Below are 6,387 nucleotides of genomic sequence, written 5' to 3' on the forward strand. Positions count from 1 at the left end.
AAAAACTTGCGTTATCGGAACAAGGAATTAGCAATGAAAAAAGTAGCAGTTATTCTCAGTGGATCTGGTGTTTTTGACGGTGCCGAGATCCACGAAACGGTGATCAGTCTTTTAGCGCTCAGCCGAGCAGGAGCTGAATACCAATGCTTTGCACCTAATATCGCCCAGCATCATGTCGTTAATCACCTGACCGGCGAAGTGACAGAAACAGAGCAGCGAAATGTGCTGGTTGAAGCCGCTCGAATAGCCCGTGGCGAGATCCAAGATGTTGCGCAACTAAACGCTGCCGATTTTGACGCATTACTGTTACCCGGCGGCTTTGGTGCCGCGAAAAACCTATCGGACTTCGCCTTCAAAGGCGCTGAGTGTCAGGTAGATGCAAACGTACTAAAAGCGTGTCAGGCGTTTGCCACTGCCGGCAAAGTAGCGGCCTACCTGTGTATCTCGCCGATCCTGATCCCACAAGTCTATGGCCATGGCGCTAAAGGCACCATTGGCACAGACAGTGAAACGGCTAAAGCCTTTAACCAGCTTGGTGGTGAGCATCAAGCGTGTGCGGTAACCGAGATCTGCGTTGATCAAGAACGAAAAGTGATCAGTACACCCGCTTATATGCTGGCAGAAAACATCGCTGAAGCAGCGGTGGGAATAGAGAAAGCTGTAGACCAGTTACTGGCTATGGCCTAATCCTAGAGCCGCTTAGCCCACCAGTGTGGCGTAGTTTGCTAATAGCTAGTAAACCACGCCATATCTTTTGCTATGGAAATTTATAACCTAATGTAATTGTTAGCTTTATATCTTTGGCACGACTTCTGCTTTTTATTGCTCAGCAACCGCTAAGCCAACATCAATGCAAATAAGAACAGGAGTCAACATGGGCATGTTTCTACCAACCGTTATTCTCGCCAGTCTACTGGTCTCGACCCAAACATGGGCTGAACAGCCCACTCGTACCTTTGAGCAAACGCTATCATTGCAAGGTGTCCAGACCCTGGCGATCGGCGTGCATGTTGGCTCGATCAAAATCTTACCCACCGCAAGCGATGAGCTGCAGTTTACGCTGCAAGTTGACGAGCGCGATGGCTGGTTTACTGAGGCGGTAAATAACGCCAATCTGCTTATCGAAAAGAGTGATGGCGTGCTCTCAATCTCCCTGGCTGAAGATAGCTATCAGGAAAAGTGGGTGCTGTACCTGCCTAAGCAGATAACACTAGATCTTGATGTCGGTGTAGGTGCCGCTGACATCGCCGATTTAGCGCAAAGTGCCGAGATTAACGTTGGGGTAGGAGATGTCGCGGTGTCTCTGCCCATCGCTACCTTTCAGCAGGTCAAAGGCGTCAGTGGAGTAGGTGATATTGATATTGAAACCCCAGATAACTCCGCCAGTGAAGAGCGCCATTTAGTGGGTAATGAAAGTCATTGGCAGGGAACAAATACCGATGGTTACTCGCTGTCGGTGGAGGTCGGTGTGGGTAGTGCTGAAATAGAGTTACGCTCAGGACAGAGCTAGTATCAGACTTAACAGGGAGAAAAATAAAGGCTCAATCAATGAGCCTTTATTTTTTGTCACTCAATTGACGTATCAATCAAAAACCACAGTGCGATTGTTATGGGCGATCACTTTCTGATTAATGTGACGCCAGATAGCGCGGGAAAGCACCACCTTCTCCACATCGCGCCCCTTACGTACCAGGTCATCTACCGTATCGGTATGACGCACATGAGCCACATCCTGCTCGATAATTGGGCCAGCATCGAGCTCCGCGGTCACATAGTGACTGGTGGCACCGATGATCTTCACCCCGCGCGCATAGGCAGAATGATAAGGCTTTGCGCCAGGGAAAGCCGGCAAGAAGCTGTGATGAATGTTAATCACGCGATTAGGGAACTGCTGGATAAAATCGTCAGACAAGATCTGCATATAGCGAGCCAGCACAATAAAATCGACATCATGGGCCTGCAGTAAAGCTTTCTGCTCCGCCTCAACGTCTGCTTTTGTCTCTTTGGTGACAGGCAGGTGATAAAACGGGATACCAGCAGCCTCTGCCGCGGCCTGCATCTTGGTGTGATTACTGATAATCAATGGGATCTCGAGATCCCATTCACCGCTCTGATAACGCGCCAGCATGTCATATAAACAGTGCTCATGCTGCGACACAAACACCGCCATACGAGGCTTACGATCAGAGAAACTGAGTTGCCATTGCATCTCATAAGGATTCGCTAACGCTTTCTCAAAAGCGCCAGACAACGCATCCACAGGAATAGCGAAATCACTCAAATCCCACTCTATCCGCATAAAAAAGCGGTTATCTTCCCGATCCACATGCTGCTCAAGATCAATAACGTTGCCGCCATTGCTATAGATGAACTGTGTAACTATATGTACCAAGCCTTTACGGTCTGGGCAGTTAATTAGCAAAGTGGCAGACGCTGCCGCAGTATTACTCATTGATCCCTTCAACCCTATCTTTATAAGCCGTTCAACTTCAGAGCGTAAGCATACCTGATCCAAATAGATCTGGGCACCGCTCTCATCTCCGACCAGATTGTCATACTAAAGCTGCACAAAACCAGCGACTTGCCTTAGACTGACAACCTAGTATTCCATCAAGTGCCATTAAGGACAGCCATTATGCGCATACTGTTAGCCTTAACTTTGTTTTCCATCATATTGCCGGCACACGCAGCCAGAGAATGGGTGTGGGAAGCCGCACTTATGGCTGGTACCAGCGGCAGTGATAGCTTCACCGAAAGTGACGACAGCGATTACACCCTAGACACGGATAGTGGCGACACCATTGCCTTCACACTTAACCTGTTAGATGGTCACAAAAAAGGCAATAAACTGCAGTATGAGCTTTATCTCGCACAAACAAATACCGATCTTGAACTATTTGATAACAACGGCACTCGTACCACCAGCGACATGGATATTAATTATTACCATTTCGGTGGTACTTATGAGTTTGTCGTTCGTGATACCGGGTTACGTCCCTATATCGGCGCAACCCTAGGGGCCACCTATTTTGATCCCGAAGAGTACAGCTCTGAAACCAACTTTTCCATGGGCTTTGCCGGTGGCTTAAAGTGGTTTGCAAATGATTATGTCGGCTTGCGCCTAGATGGCCGCGCCATTGCTACCGCCATGGACAGTGACAAACAGGTCTTTTGTAATGGCGGCTGCCTGGTAAAAGTGGATAGTGAAATTTGGTGGCAATATCAGGTCACCGCTGGATTACTGGTTAAATTTTAAGGAGCCACCATGGCTAAAGGGTTACAACAATCTTTCTTAGTAGTGCTGCTAATGGCAATGGTTGCAGCCTGTGGCGATACCGGAACTGCCGCCAAAGATGACGCCAATGCAGTCCCCGATGAACTACGAAAATCAGTGGCGGTTTCTATTCAAAGCCCGGAATTGTCAGTTCCCGCAAGAGCCATGGTCACCTGGTCAGATCGTACTGGTGGTGTTTTAGGGGAAGTAGGAAAGAACCCTGAAATTGAAGGCTTATTACGAGAGTCCATCGTCAAAAACATGGATCAACAGGCTTATCACTTCACCGAGCACCATGAGCAAGCGTTCTTTAAAATCAGCTATGTGCTGGCATTAGAAAAAGATCTTAACGATGCCGATCTAGAAAAATATTTTGGTTTATCTCTCGGCTTAGCCGGTGACAAAGGTTTTGATAAAGGCACCTTGGTCATCGACATTCAAAATAAAGAGGGACAATCAGTATGGCGTGGTGCCCTGCAAGCCAATGTCGGCAAAGGGCAACAATCAGAAGAGTTACGTAATGCCCGTCTAAACGGTGCCGTGCAAACCCTGCTCGATAGCTTCTTTCGCCATAAAGCCGGCTAACAACATCATTCTGTGAAGCTGGCCTGCAATGCAGGCCAGTCAGCCTCTCTCAACGGCTCCAGCCAGATCGTTTCAGCTAATCCCTCAAATTGCAGCAGCAGATCAAACCCATTACCTCGGCACTGCCAGATATGCCGATCAGCACCGCTATCTTTCACTATCACCTGGATCCCCATCTCCGCACAGAGCGCCTCGCCCCACGCCGGAAACAGTTCCCAAGCCAACACATCACCTAGATATAACCAGTGCTGTTCCGCTTCTCGCCACAACGGGGGTATCGGTCTATTCATCTCAATCAAACTCAGCCTCTAAAAACAGTACCTCGATGACACAACGCCGCCAAACTGGCGACAAGGAAGCAAAATAGCACCTGAACCTAAAGCCTATCGCGGCCGTAAAAGCTATCACCTACTGCGCTGGAAACAGGCGCACTTCACGCCATGGGATGATACAGTCTCCCATAGGCAATCTAAATGATTCGTTTTCGCCACGGGGCTATGTGTGAAAATTTCTAATACGTATTTACAACTGGGTACTGCTTTCTCTGAATCGATTAATCCGCTTCCCGTTGCCGATCCCCATCTATTACTCTGGAATCTATCTCTGGCAGATCAGCTAGCCCTATCGCAGGGGCTACCCGACAACGAAAACGCCCTTGCTCAATTATTTTCTGGCAACGACCTACTGCCAGAGGCATCACCCATCGCCTGCGTTTATGCAGGTCATCAATTTGGTCAGTTCAATCCCCAACTGGGGGACGGCCGCGCCCATCTGTTGTGCGAATTTGTCGATGACCATCAACAACGCTGGGATCTGCAACTCAAAGGCTCTGGCCCTACCCGTTATTCCCGCCGTGGCGATGGCCGCTGCGCCCTCGGCCCCGCCATACGGGAATACCTGATGAGTGAAGCGCTGCATGCTCTGGGCGTACCCACTACGCGCTGTTTAGCCGTGGTCACCACTGGCGAAACCGTCTACCGCGACTTACCCAAGCCCGGTGCCGTGGTCACCCGTATCGCCAGCAGCCATATCCGCGTGGGCAGCTTTCAATACTTTGCCGCCAAGGGGGATGTCGTTTCCCTAAAAACATTGACCGACTATACGATTGACCGCCATTTCCCCACATTAAAGGCAGCCGCCAACCCGGTGCTGGAATTACTTGGAGCGGTGATGGATAAACAGGTCACCCTGATCGTCGAATGGATGCGTATCGGCTTTATTCATGGTGTGATGAATACCGATAACACCGCGATCTCAGGCGAAACCATCGATTTTGGCCCCTGTGCCATGCTGGGCATCTACCACCCGGGGACGGTCTACAGCTCTATCGATAGTGGTGGTCGCTATGCCTTTGGTGCCCAACCGTCGATCTGCCGCTGGAACATGGCCCGCTTAGCTGAAGCTTTACTGCCGCTCATCGACGAAGATCAGGATAAGGCACTGGCTCAGGCAGAGGCGCTGATCGCCGATTTTTCTCCTCGCTTTGAACAGGCATACCAAACCATGTTGGGTGCCAAGTTAGGACTCGACGAGATCCAGCAAACAGATGTTGCCCTGATCACCGAACTCCTCGAGCAGATGCAGGAGCAACAGCTCGATTACACCCAAACCTTTCATCAGCTGACTCGCTCACTCACCGAGCAACAGATAGCAACCAAGTTACAAGACACATTAGGTAATTGGTATGGCCAATGGCGGCAACGCATCGGTAACGACAGTAAGCAACAACAAGCAGCACAGGCTTTAATGCAGCAATCCAATCCTGTCGTGATCCCGCGCAATCACCACGTAGAAGCGGTGCTACAGGCGTGTGAGTTAACCAACAGCAGTGCGCCAGCAGACGCCTTGCTCAAAGTGTTACGCTCACCCTATCAAATGCTTGCCGAAACCGCTGACTATCAGGATCTACCCACAGACAATGACCGTCACTACCAGACATTTTGTGGTACTTGAGCGGCTGGATAAGGAGAAGAGAGGCTTGGCGTTCAGAAAGTTGAACGCCGCAAGCACGGGCAACGGCTTGCGGCGTCGTGTTCGTTGTCCCCGAGGAGCAAAGCGACGAGTTAGTGACTTGCATTGTTATACGCTAGTGCTCAGGAGGCCACACTTCCGGCCAACCAGGATAGCGTTGCTTTACTAGGTCAACAAATTGCCACAGCGGCGTATTTATCGGAGCTGGCAAATCCCCTTTAAAATAGAAGCGAATTTTTTCCTCGATCACTTCAGGCAGCTGCGCCGTGACGTCATACAAAGATGCGAGATCTGATACAAAACAGGGTTGAAACTCAGGATCAGGTTCAATTACATTAATCAGCAACTGAACCTCTCTGGCACGTTTTTCTGTTTCCATTGTATCAGCAAGTCGCAATACGTTATCCATTCTTAACATCACTTAGTGGCGTATAGACAATATGACTCCCACAAAAGGTGCTGACCTCCGCCTTCGTGGGTTAGCTAAAAGCCAGAGCCATAATGTATGTGTCAACAATACAAGCTGGAGGTCAGCATGAATTACAGTAGCATACTTT

General features: G+C 49.6%; 8 protein-coding genes. 5 read left to right on the forward strand and 3 right to left on the reverse strand.

Annotation, left to right across the window (positions count from 1 at the left end):
* The first annotated feature begins 33 nt into the window (after positions 1-33).
* Together elbB and DU002_RS17335 are read left to right on the forward strand one after the other, a co-directional pair.
* Entirely contained in the window at positions 34-687 is a 654-nt protein-coding gene (elbB, locus tag DU002_RS17330) for an isoprenoid biosynthesis glyoxalase ElbB (protein ID WP_114339708.1), read from the forward strand.
* A 187-nt stretch (positions 688-874) separates the two neighbouring features.
* Positions 875-1,510, forward strand: coding sequence for a hypothetical protein (locus DU002_RS17335; RefSeq protein ID WP_114339709.1), 636 nt, complete (start codon positions 875-877; stop codon positions 1,508-1,510).
* A gap of 72 nt (positions 1,511-1,582) precedes the next feature.
* Here the strand turns inward: DU002_RS17335 and purU are convergent, their stop codons facing one another.
* Complete coding sequence (purU, locus tag DU002_RS17340) at positions 1,583-2,452, reverse strand: formyltetrahydrofolate deformylase (protein ID WP_114339710.1); 870 nt, start codon at positions 2,450-2,452, stop codon at positions 1,583-1,585.
* 183 nt (positions 2,453-2,635) lie between these two features.
* On the opposite strand from purU, the gene DU002_RS17345 reads away from it, so the two are divergent.
* Both DU002_RS17345 and DU002_RS17350 read left to right on the forward strand, forming a co-directional pair.
* Positions 2,636-3,256: an outer membrane beta-barrel protein gene (locus tag DU002_RS17345; protein WP_114339711.1), complete on the forward strand. Its 621-nt coding sequence runs from the start codon at positions 2,636-2,638 to the stop codon at positions 3,254-3,256.
* Between the two features lie 9 nt (positions 3,257-3,265).
* A complete protein-coding gene (locus DU002_RS17350; RefSeq protein ID WP_114339712.1) occupies positions 3,266-3,859 on the forward strand; it encodes a DUF4136 domain-containing protein in 594 nt (197 codons plus the stop codon).
* A gap of 5 nt (positions 3,860-3,864) precedes the next feature.
* On the opposite strand, the gene DU002_RS17355 is transcribed toward DU002_RS17350, so the two are convergent.
* The gene (locus DU002_RS17355) at positions 3,865-4,149 is read right to left on the reverse strand and encodes a DUF3630 family protein (protein WP_130566070.1); all 285 of its coding nucleotides are present in this window, start codon (positions 4,147-4,149) and stop codon (positions 3,865-3,867) included.
* A gap of 211 nt (positions 4,150-4,360) precedes the next feature.
* Between DU002_RS17355 and DU002_RS17360 the strand changes: the two genes are divergently transcribed.
* Positions 4,361-5,812, forward strand: a complete 1,452-nt coding sequence (locus DU002_RS17360; RefSeq protein WP_114339714.1) for a protein adenylyltransferase SelO — start codon at positions 4,361-4,363, stop codon at positions 5,810-5,812.
* 133 nt (positions 5,813-5,945) lie between these two features.
* Here DU002_RS17360 and DU002_RS17365 read toward each other — a convergent pair whose 3' ends face one another.
* Positions 5,946-6,239, reverse strand: coding sequence for a hypothetical protein (locus tag DU002_RS17365; protein WP_114339715.1), 294 nt, complete (start codon positions 6,237-6,239; stop codon positions 5,946-5,948).
* Positions 6,240-6,387: the final 148 nt, after the last annotated feature.

Source organism: Corallincola holothuriorum, from assembly GCF_003336225.1.
Lineage (GTDB): Bacteria > Pseudomonadota > Gammaproteobacteria > Enterobacterales > Neiellaceae > Corallincola > Corallincola holothuriorum.